Raw genomic sequence first — 14,531 nt, 5'->3', positions numbered from 1 at the left:
GAGCACCGTTCGCCTAATGCTCGTGCGGCTGCAATTCGTGCGGGATGTGGCCAGGCTTCAGGCCGTCGCCGTCGAGCCAGGCGTTGGTGGTGTCGACTGCCCGGGTGATGTGATCGGCAGTCCGGGAGAAATCGTAGGGCGAGCCGACCAGCGGGCAGAGCGGCGGTACCACGAAGTACTCGACATCGGGCCCGATGTTCTCGAGCTCGTTGACGAGCTGCCGCGCGATCAGGAGCGTCAGCGCGTGCAGGGCATTGGCGAGCGCGCCGACCGGCGGCGCCTGGTTGGCGCAGGCATGCCCGGTCGGCAGCACGATCAGGCGTTTGGCACCGTGCCTGACCGCAACGCGGACCGGCGTGTTGCTGGAGATCGCGCCATCGGCCAGGAAACGATCGCGGTAGTGCACCGGCGTGAACGCGCCGGAATCGCGGTCGACGCGACGATCGCCTCCGCTGTCGAACCTTCCGACAGCACCACGCTGTCGCCGCTGATGATGTCTGTGGTGACGATGTGGATCGGGATCCGCGCGTCCTCGAGATTGCGGAACGGGATGTTATCGTCGATCAGCTTGCGGACGCCGTCATGCGGGATCAGGAAGTCACGCCGCCACAGGAAGCTCACCAGCGTCCGCCAGGTCACCGGAAACACGTCCTGACGGCTGAGGCCGCGCCAGATCTCGGCCAACCGCGCGACGCCCGAGACCGTCGGGTCGCCGGCGTAGAACGCGCCGTTCAGTGCGCCGACGCTGGAGCCGACCACCATGTCGGCAACCACGCCATGCGCGGCCAGCGCCTGCAGCATACCGACCTGGATCGCGCCAAAGCTGCCGCCGCCGGCAAACACAAAGGCGGTTTTCGGTGCATCCGGATCGGTGATGGACAAGGTTCTGCTCCCAGATCGCCGCGTTCGCGCAAAGGCCGCGCGGCGTTGGGGGCGTTATAGCAGCGTGGCAATGGTGCGCACTACAAACACCATCGTCGTCCCGGCCTAGTCTAGTGAGCAATTGCGCACGGGGCCGGGGCCCATAACCACAAATGCAAACCGCTGAAGCCCGGTGGGGCCTCAGCCTTCGTCCGATCAGCAACGGTGGTTATGGGTCCCGGGTCGCGCTTCGCTTGCCCGGGACGACACCGGTTAACGCTCGACGAACGCCTTCTCGATCACGAAGTGACCGGGGGTGTTGCCGCTGCCTTCCTTGAAGCCACGCGTCTCGAACAGCTGCTTCAGCTCTTCCAGCATCGCCGGGCTGCCGCACATCATGATGCGGTCGGTCTCGATGTCGAGCGGGCCCTGATGCAGATCGGTGAACAGCTGGTTGGTCGTGATCAGATCGGTGATGCGGCCGCGGTTGCGGAACGGCTCGCGCGTCACGGTCGGATAGTCGGAGAGCTTCTCGGACAGCAGCGGCCCGAACAGCTCGTCGTCGCGCAGCTTGGCGACCAGCTCCTCGCCATAGGCGAGCTCCGAGACCTGACGGCAGCCATGCACCAGCAGGATCTGATCGTAGCGATCATAGACCTCGGGGTCCTTGATCAGGCTGGCGAACGGCGCGAGGCCGGTGCCGGTCGACAGCAGCATCAGCCGCTTGCCGGGAATCAGGTTGTCGGTGATCAGCGTGCCGGTCGCCTTGCGGCCGACCAGGATCGTGTCGCCCTCGCGGATCTTCTGCAGCTTGGAGGTGAGCGGGCCGTCCTGCACCTTGATCGAGAAGAACTCGAGCTCTTCCTCGTGATTGGCGCTCGCCATCGAATAGGCGCGCAGCAGCGGCCTGCCGTCGACCTCGAGGCCGATCATGGCAAACTGCCCGTTCTGGAAGCGGAAACCGGAATCGCGGGTCGCCCGGAAGCTGAAAAGCGTATCGGTCCAGTGCTGAACGGAAAGAACTTTCTCTCGATAGAACGCGCTCATGGGTTTTCGTTTTCTCGACTGACCAGAATTAGAATAGTTTGATTTCTAGACGGCTCGCGACGGCGCGGAAGTGGCCGAAATCACTGAAGATCTCGCGTGTCCATTGCGCCAATGCAGGAGATAGTCAAGATCAACTGGCGCGCAATTGCGATGTCAGAATGGCAGTCGTTCGATTTCACGCAGAGGTTCAACCGCGTCATCGTTAACACGTGGTACTGCAGGTAATTTACTTGCTGAGATCGGCATCGATCTGGCAATTAATTGCTACGAAAACCGCGGTGAAGGGAAAATGATCTCGTGGTCCTGATCAGCCAGCAAATCCTCCTGGAAACCATCAAAAAATATTGTTTGGCGCACGCGATTGCCGTCGAGGTGCGGTCCGGCGGCTGGCTGGTCACCATGACCAAGGGCAACGCGCGGCGGCTCGCGATCGGCTACGACGTCGGGCTGAACAGCGCGGTCGCGCATCAGGTCGCCAACGACAAATCGGCCTGCGCGGACGTGCTGGCATCGGCCGGCGTCCCCGTCATTCCGCATACGCTGTTTTTGGGCGCGAAGCTCAGCAAGCACATCCCGGGATCGGACTCGCTGGACGCGATGCAGCGTCTGCTCGAGCAGCATCCGCAGGGGCTCGTCGTCAAACCCAATGAGGGGACCTCCGGCGAGCTCGTGTTCCGCGTGACGACGCGGGCGCAATTGGAGGCCGCGGTCGCACGCATCCTCGCCGTGCATCCGAGCCTTGCGATCTCGCCTTACGTCGAGATCAAGGACGAGGTGCGCGTGGTGCTGCTCGATGATCGCGCGCTGATCGTCTACGGCAAGACACGGCCGTCGGTCGTTGGCGACGGCGTCCGTTCCCTGCGCGCGCTGGCGCAGGCGACCGCGACGGCCGAGCAACTCAAGACCATCACCGAGGATTTCGATGCCGCCACGCTCGACGCCGTTCCGCCCGCCGGCGAACGGCTCCTGCTGAACTGGCGGCACAACCTCGATGCCGGCGCGGAGCCCGGGCTGCTCGCCGATGGCGCGACGCGCCGAGACCTGCGTCGGGCTCGCGATCAGGGCCGCGCAGGCCGTCGGCATCCGCTTCGCCTCGATCGACGTCGTGCGCACGGATGGCGCGTGGAAAATCCTCGAGGTGAACTCCGGGGTGAAGATGGAAGCGCTGGGGCGCCGGCATCCGGCGCTGGTCGAGGCGGCGTATTCGGCGGCGCTGGACGAAGTGTTCGCGTAGCGTTTCCCTGCCCGACGACGCGGGCTCGCCGGCGCCATCCTGCACTGTGAGCGCCCGATCAGTCTTGCGGGTGCTCCTTTTCATAGGCGGCGACGATCAATTCCGATTGCTCGACCTGTGCCATGAGACGGTCGATCTCGGCTTGCGTCTCCGGAAACACGTCAGCCCCCGCCGTATTTCCGGATTGCAATTCCGCGATCAGTTCCCGGTTCTTCGCAATCTGCTCCCGGTGCCAATCGATTTCGGGATCGTCTTGCATGGGCCACCCGTCGGCGAGATCTACGACGCCAGCTCTCGCAGCAGCATGGGTGGATAAACCGGCTTCTCGAAAAACTTGACGCCCTCAGGCAGCGCGCTGTCCGGGGGCCGGCCCGAGATGACCATAACGCGCACGCCCGGGTCGCAATCGACGGCCAAGCGTGCAAGCTCGACGCCATCCATTTTGCCCGTGAGCTTGATGTCCGTGACCACCAGCGACGGATGACGCATCTTGATGGCCAGCGCTGCCGTCTCGGCGTCTTCGCACTGGATGACGTCGAAATGGCCTTCTTCCAACAACAGCGCAATCATGTCGCGCTGGATCGTGTCGTCTTCGACCACAATCGCTATTTGACGAATTGGTCTCGCGTAAGCCATGGCGACCTCCGAACGATCAACCAGAGTTAATGATCGAGGACGCTGATGGTTCTGGTTCCCGCTTCATGAGGGACTGTTCCGGCAGACCTTTGCAAGTTCCGTGCGGAACAACTTTGCAGGTTTCAGCGTCATCGATGGGCGACAAGCCGGACGAGCCGAATGGTTCGGGCCTGAGCAAGGGAATTCTTGCGAGATAGTGCCAGGAGGCAGAGCTCATGAAGAACGTTGTGCAGTCGGATCAGGATCCTTGCGAACCCCACGGGACTGACGTGACGGCCGGCGCGACAGGCTATGCGTCCTCTCGACGATTGATCGAGGATCAGGCGCTTAAACGACCCGCGGTCGCCAAGCGGCCCAGGATGCAGCACGAGACGACCGATCCGCTCCGCGCTCGCCTGCCGCACGACGTCATTTCCGAAATGGAAGCAGAGCTGAAGCAACAGGTCGACCGAATCGTCGCCGAACGACATTAGCCGGTGAAGCGACGAGTTCGCAGACCGCAACAGCCGAATCTTGCCTGCCGATGATGCTCCAGAGATCGCGGCGCGTGGACACTCGAAGGAAGATCCCGCCGGATCGACGGAGCTTTGATGGGAGCGATTCTTGGGCGCGCGGTTTTCCAGGTCATGGTTGTTCTGGCGGCGGTCGGCATCGTTGCCCTCGCATGCATGGCGGTTCGCGGCGGCTGACGCGGGGGCGGCGGTGCAGCCGGCACCGAAGTTCTGACCGTCATTTTGATCGATTCAGCGCCTTGCTCATCCCGCGCAAGGGAGTACGCTTCCGTGCATTGATTGATCCGGAAACAGATTATGCGCAAACTTCTTTTGAGCTTCGTCGCACTCGCGGCGTTCGCCGCCGCCTTCAATCCTCCGGCCGCCAACGCGGTGTTTTGGCGCGGCGTCACGGCGCCGACGAATATCGACATCCACGGCTACCCGATCATCAAGGAGCCGCCTCCGAGCACATGCCAGTTGATTCATGTGAACGGATACTGGGTCCGGCAGTGCCTGGATTTGTCGCGGCGCTATTGGCGGTGAACGGCGCGCACCGGGCTTTCCGACCTCTCCCGCAAGGGGAGAGGCCTAAATTCGCGGCTAGTTCGACCCGCCCGGCGAATCGTCGAGCGCCTTGAAGGCCTCTTCGAGCTGCGGTGACAGCGCGACGTTGAGCTTCTCGCCGGTCGGCAGCCGGGCGACGAACCATTTGTTGTAGAGCGGGACGATGTCGCGGTTCGAGGCCAGCCTGCGGAACGCGCGCTCGACTACGTCCTTCATCTGCGGCTCGCCCTTGCGGTACATGATGCCGTAGGGATCGTAGGACAGGTAGTCGCCGGTGACGCGGAATTTGTCCTGCGACTTGTGCCGCGCGATCAGGCCGTGGAGCAGGATGTCGTCGGTCGCGAACGCATCCGCCTTGCCGTCCACCAGCATCTGGTAGGACTGCTCGTGGTCGGGGGCGGTGACGATGTTGAGGCCGAGCTTTTGCTTGGCGTCGACATTGTGCATCGCCTGCTCGTTGGTGGTGCCCTTGGTCACCACCACCGTCTTGCCCTTCAGGTCGGCGACCTGGGTGACGCCGGAGGCCTTCGGCACCATCAGCTTGGTGCCGGCCACGAACATCAGCGGCGAGAATGCGACCTGCTTGCCGCGCTCGGCATTCGCCGTGGTCGATCCGCATTCAAGGTCGATCTTCTTGTCGACGACCGCCGGAATGCGGTCGTCGGAGGTGACCTTGACGTAGTCGACCTTGAGATTGGCGTCGTCGACCTCGGTCCCGATCTCCTCGACGATCGCATCGCACAGCTCGAGGCTGTAGCCGATCGGCCGGTTGGAGTGATCGAGGAACGAGAACGGCGGCGAGCTTTCGCGATAGCCGATCCGCACCGTGTGCGTGGCCTTGATGTTGGCGAGCGTGGGGCTGAGCCCCTCGCCCGCCGGCTGTGCGGACGCCGGTGCGGCGAGCAGGCTTGCCGCCAGCAGACACGCTGACAGCAGGCATGTCGACCGTAGAGGCGCCTCAGCCCGTATCGGCCTCCAGCGGGCGCGATGCATGCATGCCTCCCGTCAATGGCCGGCCATCACGGCGCCGGGCACCGCATCCTGCGGCACCGCGTCGTCTGGCCCGAGCTCGTGCTCGGGCTTCAACTCACCCTCCCACTTCGCGACCACGGCGGTCGCCAGCGAGTTGCCGATCACGTTGGTGGCGCTGCGGCCCATGTCGAGGAAGGTGTCGATGCCCATGATCATCAGCAGGCCCGCCTCGGGGATGTTGAACTGCGCCAGCGTCGAGGCGATCACCACCAGCGACGCGCGCGGCACGCCGGCGACGCCCTTGGAGGTGATCATCAGCGTCGCCAGCATCGCGAGCTGCGTGCCGAGCGACATCTCGATATGGTAGGTCTGCGCGATGAAGATGCTCGCGAAGGTGCAGTACATCATCGTGCCGTCGAGGTTGAAGGAATAGCCGAGCGGCAGCACGAAGGCCGAGATGCGCGAGGAGGCGCCGAACCTGTTCAGCCCCTCCAGCGTCTTCGGATAGGCCGCCTCCGACGAGGCGGTCGAGAACGCGATCATCAGCGGCTCGCGGATCAGCCGCAAAAGATGGCTGTAGCGCGGCCCGATCACGATGAACCCGACGACGACCAGGATGCCCCACAGGATCAGGAGCGAGAGATAAATCCGCCCATGAAGACGATGAGCTTCCAGAGCACGCCGAGGCCGTTCTTCGAGACGGTCGCCATGATCGCGGCCCACACCGCGAGCGGCGCGAACAGCATCACATAGCCGGTGACCTTGAGCATGATGTGCGCGAGGTCGTCGATCAGGCTCATGATCGGCTTGGCCCGTTCAGGCATCGCACCGAGCGCGACCGCGAAGAACACCGCGAACACGACGATCTGCAGAATCTCGTTCTGCGCCATCGCGTCCGCGATCGAGGTCGGGATCAGATGGGTGAGGAATTTTTCGATCGAGAACGCCGACACCGGCAGCCCGGTCGACTGCGCCTTGTCGGGCAGCGTGCCGGGGAAGTTGGCGCCGGGCTGCAGCAGGTTGACCATCACGAGGCCGAGCAGCAGCGAGACGAAGGAGGCGGAGACGAACCAGCCCATGGTCTTGGCAAAGATGCGGCCGAGCTTGGCGCCGCTTCCCATATGGGCGATGCCGCCGACGAGGGTCGCGAAAACCAGCGGCGCGATGATCATCTTGATCAGACGCAGGAACAGCATCGCGATCAGGTTGACGTCTGCTGCGATCTCGGCACGGCTGTCAGGAAAGTAGTTGAAGACAATCGTCCCCATAGCGATGCCAAGGACCATCGCAATCAGGATATATTGCGTAAACCTGCTGGACATTCTCTTACCCCCGTAAGTTCCCGGCGGAGGGCAAGTGTGGCAGATTTACGCAGCTACGCAACACGCTTCGCGTCCAACGGGACTTTGCCGAAACGTTCCCGTTGTGGAATGCCAGCGCGCGGACTAGCGTTCATGCAGCGCACAATCTGTGCAAGGCGCTGCGCGCGTCGCAGTCAATTTGCATGCGAAACGACCAACGCCAAGGGAAGGCAAAGGGGGAAACACCGCCAATGAACGACACCGTCAATCGCCAGATCCTGCTTGTCGAAAAGCCGACCGGCAAGCTTCGCCCCGAGCATTTTCGTCTGACCACGGGGACGATCCCCACGCCGAAGGACGGCGAGGCGCTGGTGCGGACGCGCTACATCTCGCTCGATGCCGCCAACCCGCCTGGATGCACGGCGCCACTTACCGCGCTGCGGTGGAAGCCAACACCGTGATGGCCGGCGGCAGCATCGCGGAGGTGATCTCGTCGAAGGATTCTAGCCTGAAGCCCGGCGACATCGTGTTCGGCGACACCGGCTGGCAGGATTATGCCGCAGTACCCGCCAAGCATCTGGCGAAGATGCCGAAGCTCGAGCCGATGACGCATCTGCTCAGCGTCTACGGCGTTGCCGGCCTGACCGCCTATTTCGGCCTGCTCCATGTCGGCAAGCCCAGGGAAGGCGAGACCGTGGTGGTGTCGGCGGCCGCGGGCTCGGTCGGCTCGATCGTCGGCCAGATCGCTGGGATCAAGGGCTGCCGCGTCGTCGGCATCGCCGGCGGCAAGGACAAGTGCCATTGGCTGACCAGCGAGCTCGGCTTCGACGCCGCGGTCGACTACAAGGACGGCGCCACCTACAAGGCGCTGCGCGCGGCGGCGCCCAAGGGCATCGACGTCTATTTCGACAATGTCGGCGGCGACATTCTGGAAGCCTGCCTGGCGCAGATGAACAATCGCGGCCGCATCGCCTGCTGCGGCGCGATCTCGCAATATGACGGCGTCCCCTCCGCGCACGGCCCGCGCGGCGTGCCCGGCCTGATCGTGGTGAAGCGGCTGATCATGCAGGGCTTCATCGTGATGGACTACATGGACCAGCGCGACGCCGCACTCGCCGACCTGCAGTCGCTGGGTCGCCTCGGGCAAGCTCAAGGTGCAGGAGGACGTGATCGACGGCCTCGAGAACACGCCGCAGGCGCTGATCGGCCTGCTCGCCGGCGAAAATCGCGGCAAGCGCATGGTGAAGGTGTAGCGGTCTTTCTTACCTCTCCCCGCTTGCGGGGAGAGGTCGGATCGCATCGCAAGATGCGATCCGGGCGAGGGGGTACAGGTCTCGCAACTCGCACCGCCTAGCCGAGAGAGCCCCTCACCCCACCCTCTAAGAGGGTGCTTCGCTCGTCTCGACCCCGCAAGAGCGGAGCGAGGGAGTCAATGCGCCGTGCCCGACGCCTGCGGTGCGGCTTGCGGCGTCGTCTTGCCCTTCTTCGCCTTGCGCCAGTTCTCGAAACTCTGCACCACGACGAAGAACGCCGGCACGAACAGCACGGCGAGGCAGGTCGAGGCGATCATGCCGGAGAACACGGTGATGCCGATCGACTTGCGGGCGTTGGCGCCGGCGCCGGTCGCGATCACCAGCGGCAGCACGCCGAGGATGAAGGCAAACGACGTCATCAGGATCGGCCGGAATCTCGCGCGTGCCGCGTCGATCGCCGCATCGAGCACCGACCGTCCGTCGCGCAGATGACGTTCCAGTGCGACCTCGACGATCAGGATCGCGTTCTTGGCCGACAGCGCGATCAACAGGATGGTGCCGATCTGGGTGTAGAGGTTGTTCTCGATATTCAGGCTCAGCAGCACCAGCGTCGGGCCGAGCAGCGACAGCGGCACGGCGAGGATCACCGAGATCGGCGCGTACCAGCTCTCATATTGCCCGGCGAGCACGAGATAGACCAGGAGCAGCGCCAGCGCGAACACGTAGTAGATCTGGCTGCCGACCTCCTTCTCCTGGTACGACATCGCCGTCCACTCGAAGCCCGAGCCGGGTGGCAGCGTCTTTGCCGCGATCTCTTCCATCAACGCCATCGACTGGCCGGACGAGTAACCCTGCGCCGGCAGTCCGATGATGGAGGCGGACGGATAGAGGTTGTAGAGGCTGATCAGCGACGGTCCGATCGAGGGCGTGATCTTGGCGACCGTTCCGAGCGGGATCATGTCGCCATTGCTGTTGCGCACCATCATGTTCTCGATGTCGCGCAGGCTCAGGCGGTACTGTGCCTCGGCCTGGGTATAGACCTGGAAGGTGCGGCCGAACTTGGTGAACTGGTTGACGTAGCTGGCGCCGAGATAGGACGACAGCGCCGCGAAGATCTGGTCGGGAGTGACGTGCAGGGTCTGCGTCTTGATGCGATCGACGTCGACGTCGAACTGCGGCACCATCGAGCGGAACGACGACTGGACCCGCTGCAGCGCGCTCTGGGTCTGTGCATTGGCCGCGATCGCCCCCGTGACCGCCTGCAGCTTGCCGTAGTCGGCATTGCCGTCGCGCAGCTCGACCTGCATGGCAAAGCCGGCGGCGTTGCCGATGCCCTGGATCGGCGGCGGCGGGATCACCAGGATGCGCGCCTCCGGGATCACCGCGAGCTTGTCGTTGAGCCCGTAGACCAGCGAGCGCAGATCCTCGCCCGGCCCGCGCGCGCTCCAGTCCTTCAGGATCAGATAGGCGACGCCGGCATTGGCGAGGCTCGAGGAATTATCCAGCGCCGAGATGCCGGAGATGCTGATCACCTGGTCGACGCCGGGGGTCTTGCCGGCGATCGTGGTGACCTCGTCGAGCACGTGCTGGGTGCGGTCGAGGGCCGCGCCGTCGGGCAATTGCACCGCGGCGAGCAGATAGCCCTGGTCCTCGATCGGAATGAAGCCGGTCGGCACCCGCGACAGGCCGTAGCCGGCAAGCCCGATGATGACAAGCGCAACGGCGACCGAGGTCTTGGCATGCCCGGCGATGCCGCTGACCAGCCGAGTGTAGCCGCGCTCCAGCCGGTCATAGACCGCGTTGAAGCCGCGATAGAAGAAATTGCGCTGCTCGGGCGGTGCGGGAGGACGCAGCCATAGCGCGCACTGTGTCGGCTTCAGCGTCGCGGCGTTGACGGCGCTGAGCAGCGCGGTGGCGGCGATCACCAGCGCGAACTGCGCGTACATCCGTCCGGTCAGCCCGGGCAGGAACGCCGCCGGCAGGAACACCGAGATCAAGACCAGCGTGATGCCGACGATCGGCGCGAACAACTCGTCCATCGCCTTGATCGCGGCGTCGTGGCCCGACATGCCGCGCTCGATATTGTGCGCCGCGCCCTCGACCACGACGATGGCGTCGTCGACCACGATGCCGATCGCCAGCACGATCGCAAACAGCGTCGACAGGTTGATGGTGAAGCCGAGCGCGGCCATCGCCGCGAACGCGCCGATGATCGTGACCGGCACGGTGGTCGCCGGCACCAGCATCGCCCGCCAGTCCTGCAGGAAGACCAGGATCACGACCAGCACCAGCAGGCCGGCCTCGAACAGGGTCTTGTAGACCTCCTCGATCGAGGCGTTGACGAACTTGGTGGTGTCGAACGGCGTGTCGTATTTGATGTCCTGCGGGAACTGCCTGGCGAGCTCCGCCATCTTCTTCTCGACGGCCTTCTCGACCTGCAAGGCATTGGCGCCAGGCGACTGGAACACGCCGATGCCGGTCGCGGGCTTCTGGTTCAGCGAAAAGATCTGGCTGTAGGTTTGCGCGCCGAGCTCGACCCAGCCGACGTCGCGGACTCGGGTAACGTCGCCGACATTGCCTGTCTTGACGATGATGTCCTCGAACTGGCTCTTGTCGTCGAGCCGGCCGTTGACGTTCAGCGTGTACTGGAACGCCTGACCCGCCGGCGTCGGCGGCGCGCCGACCTGGCCGGCGGTGACCTGCTGGCTCTGCTGCTGGATCGCCTGGATGACGTCCTGCGGCACCAGCGCGCGCACTTGCAGCTTGTTCGGATCGAGCCAGACCCGCATCGAATATTGCCCGGCGCCGAACACCGTGACGTTGCCGACGCCCGGCAGGCGCGACAGCTCGTCCCTGATGTTGATGGTGGCGTAGTTCGACAGGAACAGGCTGTCATAGGTTTTGTTCGGCGAGGTCAGCGTCACGAACAGCAGGATCGAGGTCGACTTCTTCTGGACCGTGACGCCCTGGTTCTGCACCGAGGTCGGCAGCTGCGACAGCGCGCTGGAGACACGGTTCTGCACCAGCACCTGCGCGAAATTGAGATCGGTGCCGATCTTGAAGGTCACCGTCAGCGTATAGGTGCCGTCGGCGCCGCTGTAGGACTGCATGTACAGCATGTCCTCGACGCCGTTGACCTGCTGCTCGATCGGCAGCGCCACGGTGTCGACCACCGTCTTGGCCGAGGCGCCGGGATAGCGCGTCGTCACCTGCACCGTCGGCGGCACCACGTCGGGATATTGCGCGACCGCGAGGTTGTACAACGCCACGCCGCCGATCAGGATCATCAGGATCGCGATGACGTTGGAAAGGACCGGGCGCTCGATGAAGAATTTCGAGATCATGGCGCGTTCGTCCTATTTGGCGGCTGCCGGCGCCGCGTCGGCCTTCTGCACCTGCGGATCGACCTTCTGCCCGGGGATCGCGCGCAGCAATCCGGCGGTCACGATGCGGTCATCCGGCTTCAGGCCGCTCTCGATGACGCGCAGCCCCTCATCGAGCGGGCCGGTCGTCACCTTGCGTTGCTCGACCACATTCTCGGCATTGACGACCAGCACGTAGCGGCCGGCCTGGTCGCTGCCGATCGCGACGTCGGGCACCAGCAGCGCCTTGTCCTGCTTGTCGAACGGCACGCGAACGCGGACATAGAAGCCGGGCAGCAAGGTCCGGTCCGGATTTGGGAACACGCCGCGGACCGCGAGCGTGCCGGTCGACTGATTGAGGGTCGGCGAGATGTAATCAAGCTTGCCCTTGTGCGGAAAGCCGGTCTCGGTCTGCAGGCCGACCTCGACCGGCAACTGCCTGAGCTCGTTGACCGTCAGGCCACGACGGCGCGCTTCATCCCGCACGCGCTGCACGTCCTGTTCGTTGACGTTGAAGTTCACATAGATCGGATCGAGCTGCACGATGGTGGCAAGCTGCGTCGGCGACGCCGCGCCGACCAGTTCGCCGACCGAGACCAGGTGATTGCTGACGATGCCGTCGAACGGCGCGGCCACGTTGGTGTAGCCGTAGTTGACCGCCGCGATCCTGGTGTTCACCTGGGCCTGCTGCAGGCTGGCCTGGGCGTTGTCCCGGGTGGACGTCGAGGTATCAAGGGTCGCCTGCGAGACCGCCTGCCGCTGCACCAGATCGGTCTGCCGCTTGAAGTCGAGCTCGGCCTGCTTCAGCGTCGCCTGCGCGCCGACCTCTGCGGCCTGCGCCTGTTCCAGCTTCAGCTTGTAGGTCTCCGGCTCGATCGTGAACAGCGTGGTCCCCGCCTTCACGAAGGAGCCGTCCTGATAGTTGATCGCCTGCAGGAAGCCCTGCACGCGCGCGACGAGATCGACGGTCTGGATCGGCGCGGTGTTTCCGGTGGCGTCCAGATAACGCGTGATGGCGCGCTGCACCGGCGGCGCAACCTCGACCTTGGGCGGCGGCGGCGCGACAAAACTGTTTTGCTCGCAGGCACTTAAACTGACGAAGGCCGATACGATAAACGCGATGCGCGCAAGCGGTGCATTTCGCAGCCGCACAAAACTGCTCCGACCGAAATGTGCCGACGCGTGCGCATGCCTCATTTCCGAGCCTCGATTCAAATGACTAAATTTAAAGATCTCGTGACGGGCAAAAAATCCGCCTGCTTCATCCATAGCAACAATCCGCTTGCGGCGGAACTCGAAAGCGAAAATGATGTCGCTCGCCGAGGTTGTTACAACAAGACTTTTTCAGAACTCAGTTCAGTTGAGCCGGAGACATCCGGCGCGACCAGAGGATTTATTCAGATGATCAATGCGTTGACACGAGCAACGAAGCTGTCCGCATGGCTTGCGCTTGCAGCATTCATGAGCACCGCACCGGCCTTGTCGCAGGCGCCGACCCAGGCGCAGCGCGACGCCATCAAGTCGCAATGCCGCAACGACTACATCGCCCATTGCTCAAGCGTACCACCGGGCGGCGAAGCCTCGCTGCAATGTCTGCAGAAGAACATGGCAAGCCTCGGACCGGGCTGCGCCAGCGCGGTGAAGGCCGTCGAAGCGCCGGCCGCCGCACCGAAGGCAGACTCCACGCCCGCGGCGGCCAAGACCGAAGCGGCTCCCGCGGCAACCGCCAAACCTGCCACCGAAGCCGCCACATCGAAGGCGGCCGGGACGCCATCCAATGCGCAGATCTCCGCGATCCGCAGCGCATGCCGGTCGGATTATCCCAAGGTTTGCGCGGGCGTGCCGACCGGTGGCGCGGCGGCGCTGCAGTGTCTTGAAAGAGCAAGGGCAAGCTTTCGCCGGCCTGCGAGAAGGCCGTCGCCACCGCTGGTGGCGGTGCCGCCGCGCCGGCCGCGGCCGCTGCAGCGACGGCAGCACCAGCCGCCGCGCCGGCCGTGATCGCGTTGCGGCCGCTGCGGCCGCGCGAAGAGCTGCTCGTGCTGCGCTCGGCCTGCGGCGCCGACGTCCGCTCGATCTGTGGCGGCGTCCAGCCGGGCGGCGGGCGGATCGTGCAGTGCCTTGCGACCAATGCCGGCTCGCTGTCGCCGGCGTGCCGCGACGTGCTGGCGCCGTTCGCGGCGCGGTAATCCTGTTGTCACGCGATCGACTGGAAAAGGGAGCGAACAATGCTGCGTATCGTCCTGACCGCCGCGCTGCTTTGCGGCGCAACCGCCGTCTACGCCCAGGAGCTGACCACAGCGCAACGCGACGCCTGCATGGGCGACTACGAGAAGTTCTGCAAAAGCGTGACGCCCGGCGGCGGCCGCATCATCGCCTGTCTTGCCAAGCAGAGCGACAAGCTGGCGCCCGCCTGCAAGAAGGTGCTGGCGGAAGCGGAAAAGAAATAGCCGCGCAGGCGGTGAGACGACATTTGCCCGGCGATTTGCCGGGCACGGAGCCGTAGCACCTTGTTGCCACCGACAGGCCAACCATGCCTCACCCGGGAGAGGGAATTTTCATGCGTTCAATATTGCTGATCGCCGCGGCCCTGCTGTCCTTTGCCGCGACGATGACCTTTGAGTCCTCCGATGCCAACGCGGTCGTTTGCGCGCGCGGCGTCTATCGCGCCGGCTGCGCCGGCCCCAACGGCGCGGTCGTCGCCCGCAAACCCGTCGCCGCCGGCTGCCGCTGGGTATGGGTCGACGGGGTCAAGGCCCGCCGCTGCTACTGAACCCTTCGGCGCCACGCGGCTGAGTCGCCGCACGCAT

General features: G+C 64.5%; 12 protein-coding genes and 4 pseudogenes. 7 read left to right on the top strand and 9 right to left on the bottom strand.

All coding sequences use genetic code 11. The features are described 5' to 3' along the window. Nucleotides 1-13: 13 nt before the first annotated feature. From ACSKB9_RS26890 to ACSKB9_RS26880, 3 genes are all read right to left on the bottom strand, one after another. Nucleotides 14-313, bottom strand: coding sequence for a hypothetical protein (locus tag ACSKB9_RS26890; protein ID WP_438076878.1), 300 nt, complete (start codon nucleotides 311-313; stop codon nucleotides 14-16). Between the two features lie 2 nt (nucleotides 314-315). Continuing rightward, on the bottom strand, nucleotides 316-882 hold the full coding sequence (locus ACSKB9_RS26885; RefSeq protein ID WP_438076876.1) for a patatin-like phospholipase family protein: 567 nt from the start codon (nucleotides 880-882) through the stop codon (nucleotides 316-318). A gap of 252 nt (nucleotides 883-1,134) precedes the next feature. Next, a complete protein-coding gene (locus ACSKB9_RS26880; RefSeq protein WP_438076874.1) occupies nucleotides 1,135-1,908 on the bottom strand; it encodes a ferredoxin--NADP reductase in 774 nt (257 codons plus the stop codon). 297 nt (nucleotides 1,909-2,205) lie between these two features. Between ACSKB9_RS26880 and ACSKB9_RS26875 the strand changes: the two are divergent. Further along, a pseudogene (locus ACSKB9_RS26875) lies at nucleotides 2,206-3,142 on the top strand (ATP-grasp domain-containing protein). Nucleotides 3,143-3,200: 58 nt separating this feature from the next. Here ACSKB9_RS26875 and ACSKB9_RS26870 read toward each other — a convergent pair. After that, nucleotides 3,201-3,401, bottom strand: coding sequence for a hypothetical protein (locus ACSKB9_RS26870; RefSeq protein ID WP_057020127.1), 201 nt, complete (start codon nucleotides 3,399-3,401; stop codon nucleotides 3,201-3,203). Between the two features lie 20 nt (nucleotides 3,402-3,421). Continuing rightward, a complete protein-coding gene (locus ACSKB9_RS26865; protein ID WP_253605067.1) occupies nucleotides 3,422-3,778 on the bottom strand; it encodes a response regulator in 357 nt (118 codons plus the stop codon). Nucleotides 3,779-3,993: 215 nt separating this feature from the next. Here ACSKB9_RS26865 and ACSKB9_RS26860 point away from each other — a divergent pair, with 215 nt between their 5' ends. After that, nucleotides 3,994-4,251 carry a hypothetical protein gene (locus ACSKB9_RS26860; protein ID WP_438076872.1) on the top strand — a complete coding sequence of 86 codons (258 nt, stop codon included), beginning with the start codon at nucleotides 3,994-3,996 and terminating at the stop codon, nucleotides 4,249-4,251. Nucleotides 4,252-4,569: 318 nt separating this feature from the next. Further along, the gene (locus ACSKB9_RS26855) at nucleotides 4,570-4,815 is read left to right on the top strand and encodes a hypothetical protein (protein ID WP_438076870.1); all 246 of its coding nucleotides are present in this window, start codon (nucleotides 4,570-4,572) and stop codon (nucleotides 4,813-4,815) included. Between the two features lie 57 nt (nucleotides 4,816-4,872). On the opposite strand, the gene ACSKB9_RS26850 is transcribed toward ACSKB9_RS26855, so the two are convergent. Both ACSKB9_RS26850 and ACSKB9_RS26845 read right to left on the bottom strand, forming a co-directional pair. After that, complete coding sequence (locus tag ACSKB9_RS26850) at nucleotides 4,873-5,829, bottom strand: amino acid ABC transporter substrate-binding protein (RefSeq protein ID WP_438076868.1); 957 nt, start codon at nucleotides 5,827-5,829, stop codon at nucleotides 4,873-4,875. A gap of 12 nt (nucleotides 5,830-5,841) precedes the next feature. Then, nucleotides 5,842-7,130, bottom strand: a pseudogene (locus ACSKB9_RS26845) (dicarboxylate/amino acid:cation symporter). A gap of 230 nt (nucleotides 7,131-7,360) precedes the next feature. Between ACSKB9_RS26845 and ACSKB9_RS26840 the strand changes: the two are divergent. Beyond that, nucleotides 7,361-8,362 (top strand): annotated as a pseudogene (locus ACSKB9_RS26840) (NADP-dependent oxidoreductase). 176 nt (nucleotides 8,363-8,538) lie between these two features. Here ACSKB9_RS26840 and ACSKB9_RS26835 read toward each other — a convergent pair. Next, nucleotides 8,539-11,706, bottom strand: coding sequence for an efflux RND transporter permease subunit (locus ACSKB9_RS26835; protein WP_438076866.1), 3,168 nt, complete (start codon nucleotides 11,704-11,706; stop codon nucleotides 8,539-8,541). A 12-nt stretch (nucleotides 11,707-11,718) separates the two neighbouring features. Beyond that, nucleotides 11,719-12,876 (bottom strand): efflux RND transporter periplasmic adaptor subunit, encoded by a 1,158-nt coding sequence (locus tag ACSKB9_RS26830; RefSeq protein ID WP_438076864.1) that lies wholly within the window; start codon nucleotides 12,874-12,876, stop codon nucleotides 11,719-11,721. 249 nt (nucleotides 12,877-13,125) lie between these two features. Between ACSKB9_RS26830 and ACSKB9_RS26825 the strand changes: the two are divergent. The 3 genes and pseudogenes from ACSKB9_RS26825 (at nucleotide 13,126) to ACSKB9_RS26815 (ending at nucleotide 14,494) form a co-directional block, all read left to right on the top strand. Continuing rightward, nucleotides 13,126-13,910, top strand: a pseudogene (locus ACSKB9_RS26825) (cysteine rich repeat-containing protein). 39 nt (nucleotides 13,911-13,949) lie between these two features. After that, on the top strand, nucleotides 13,950-14,171 hold the full coding sequence (locus tag ACSKB9_RS26820) for a cysteine rich repeat-containing protein (RefSeq protein ID WP_028336261.1): 222 nt from the start codon (nucleotides 13,950-13,952) through the stop codon (nucleotides 14,169-14,171). A 110-nt stretch (nucleotides 14,172-14,281) separates the two neighbouring features. After that, nucleotides 14,282-14,494: a hypothetical protein gene (locus tag ACSKB9_RS26815; RefSeq protein ID WP_253588206.1), complete on the top strand. Its 213-nt coding sequence runs from the start codon at nucleotides 14,282-14,284 to the stop codon at nucleotides 14,492-14,494. Nucleotides 14,495-14,531 lie beyond the last annotated feature (37 nt).

The organism is Bradyrhizobium sp. BR 1433, assembly GCF_051547665.1.
GTDB lineage: Bacteria > Pseudomonadota > Alphaproteobacteria > Rhizobiales > Xanthobacteraceae > Bradyrhizobium > Bradyrhizobium australafricanum.
Note: the sequence above shows the minus strand (reverse complement) of the source record. Positions and strands in the feature narration are given on the sequence as shown.

Bases quoted from the DNA above. Each gene is read 5' to 3' on its own strand.
- ACSKB9_RS26880 (WP_438076874.1), bottom strand. From the start codon at position 1,908: ATGAGCGCGTTCTATCGAGAGAAAGTTCTTTCCGTTCAGCACTGGACC.
- ACSKB9_RS26870 (WP_057020127.1), bottom strand. From the start codon at position 3,401: ATGCAAGACGATCCCGAAATCGATTGGCACCGGGAGCAGATTGCGAAG.
- ACSKB9_RS26865 (WP_253605067.1), bottom strand. From the start codon at position 3,778: ATGGCTTACGCGAGACCAATTCGTCAAATAGCGATTGTGGTCGAAGAC.
- ACSKB9_RS26860 (WP_438076872.1), top strand. From the start codon at position 3,994: ATGAAGAACGTTGTGCAGTCGGATCAGGATCCTTGCGAACCCCACGGG.
- ACSKB9_RS26850 (WP_438076868.1), bottom strand. From the start codon at position 5,829: ATGCATCGCGCCCGCTGGAGGCCGATACGGGCTGAGGCGCCTCTACGG.
- ACSKB9_RS26835 (WP_438076866.1), bottom strand. From the start codon at position 11,706: ATGATCTCGAAATTCTTCATCGAGCGCCCGGTCCTTTCCAACGTCATC.
- ACSKB9_RS26820 (WP_028336261.1), top strand. From the start codon at position 13,950: ATGCTGCGTATCGTCCTGACCGCCGCGCTGCTTTGCGGCGCAACCGCC.
- ACSKB9_RS26815 (WP_253588206.1), top strand. From the start codon at position 14,282: ATGCGTTCAATATTGCTGATCGCCGCGGCCCTGCTGTCCTTTGCCGCG.